This window comes from Micromonospora sp. DT4, from assembly GCF_049841675.1.
In the GTDB taxonomy this organism is placed as follows: domain Bacteria; phylum Actinomycetota; class Actinomycetes; order Mycobacteriales; family Micromonosporaceae; genus Micromonospora.
This window is the reverse complement of sequence record NZ_JBNCKT010000286.1, coordinates 1-1,332: the sequence shown is the minus strand read 5'-3', so window position 1 is coordinate 1,332 and position 1,332 is coordinate 1. Positions and strand designations below refer to the sequence as shown.

At 69.1% G+C, this 1,332-nt stretch carries 2 protein-coding genes; one reads left to right on the top strand and one right to left on the bottom strand.

Annotation, left to right across the window (positions count from 1 at the left end; genetic code table 11):
- Nucleotides 1–102 precede the first annotated feature (102 nt).
- Nucleotides 103–486: a DoxX family protein gene (locus ACLQ24_RS29665; RefSeq protein ID WP_425895041.1), complete on the bottom strand. Its 384-nt coding sequence runs from the start codon at nucleotides 484–486 to the stop codon at nucleotides 103–105.
- 448 nt (nucleotides 487–934) lie between these two features.
- Between ACLQ24_RS29665 and ACLQ24_RS29660 the strand changes: the two genes are divergently transcribed.
- On the top strand, nucleotides 935–1,270 hold the full coding sequence (locus ACLQ24_RS29660) for a TetR/AcrR family transcriptional regulator (protein ID WP_425895040.1): 336 nt from the start codon (nucleotides 935–937) through the stop codon (nucleotides 1,268–1,270).
- Nucleotides 1,271–1,332: the final 62 nt, after the last annotated feature.

Here is a 1,332-nt window from a genome sequence, read left to right as displayed (position 1 = left end):
GAAATCCTCGACCTGCTCGACGTCAATCCGCTGGAATGGTGCTGACGATCGCCGACGTGCGGAATGCAGGGCTAGCGAGGCGCTGTGGAGATCCAGTGGATGTCAGCCCGTGAAGGGCTCGGGGTCGAGCCGGCCCCAGGCCACGAAGGCGGCCAGGGCGAGGTACACGGCGTTCACCGCGACGAACCTCGCCTCCTGGTAACGCAGGTGCGTGATCATCGCGCCGACCATCAGCAGGATCCAGCAGGTGGCGGTTACCGGCACCAGGACCGGCGCGATGTCCAGCACGGCGGGCAGGATCAGGCCGGCGGCGGCCAGGAGTTCGAGCACCCCCAGGGTCTTGACGAAGCCGTCGCTGGCGTCCCCGGTCCACCCGCCGCCGCGGTGCGAGGCCAGCTTCTTGCGGGGTACGAACGTCTTGGTGATGCCGCCGGCCAGCGCCACTGCGGCCAGCAGTCCGGCCGCGATCCACAGCGCGAAGTTCATGGACGTTCCCTCCGATTGGGGTCGACCAGGAGAACCGCCGGCGCGGTGGCTGTGACTCACCGCGGTGGGTGCTGTGCTGCACAGGCCCGTGGTGTCACAGGTGACCGTCGACCGGTGTCGGGTGGTGGTGAACCAACGTCGAGGACAGGAGTCGCGCATGGATCCCGCCGTGGACGCGTTCGTCACGCACCGGGACCTGCTCTTCACCGTGGCGTACGAGATGCTCGGCCCGACGGACTGCTCGACATCCTGGCGCCCGACACCGTCCTGACGGTGCGCGTCGACGACGGTCTCGTCACCGGCCTCAACGCTGTCCGTAATCCCGAGAAGCTGTCGCACATGCGGCAGGCGACGGCGCTGCGCCGCTGAACGGCGGAGCAGGCCAGATGATCAGTCACCAATCTGTCACGAGGTGGGCGCGGACAGTACGGCTCGTTACGCTCGGTCGGTGTCCGTACCTGCCGAGGAGGCCACCGAACACGAGCGCCGCGTGCTCGTCGTCACCGCCGCCCGCGAGCTGGCCGAGGCCGAGGGCTGGGTGGGTCTGAGTGTCCGTCGGGTCGCCGAACGGGCCACCATGGACGTCGGCGACCTCTACCGGCACTTCGCCGACCAGGAGGCGCTGCTGGCCGCCGTCGCGGTGCACGGCTTCGCCGACCTGGCCGCCGCGCTGACTGCGGCCCACGCCGACAACCCCTGCCCCAAACGGGCGTGGGCGGTGATGGCGGGCGCCTACCTCGACTTCGCGTACGCCAATCCGGCTGTCTACGAGACTGTCGGGTAACTGGACGGCTACGCAGTGAGAAGTCGTTCGGCGTTGATGCGTCGGGCGGCTTCGCGCTCGGT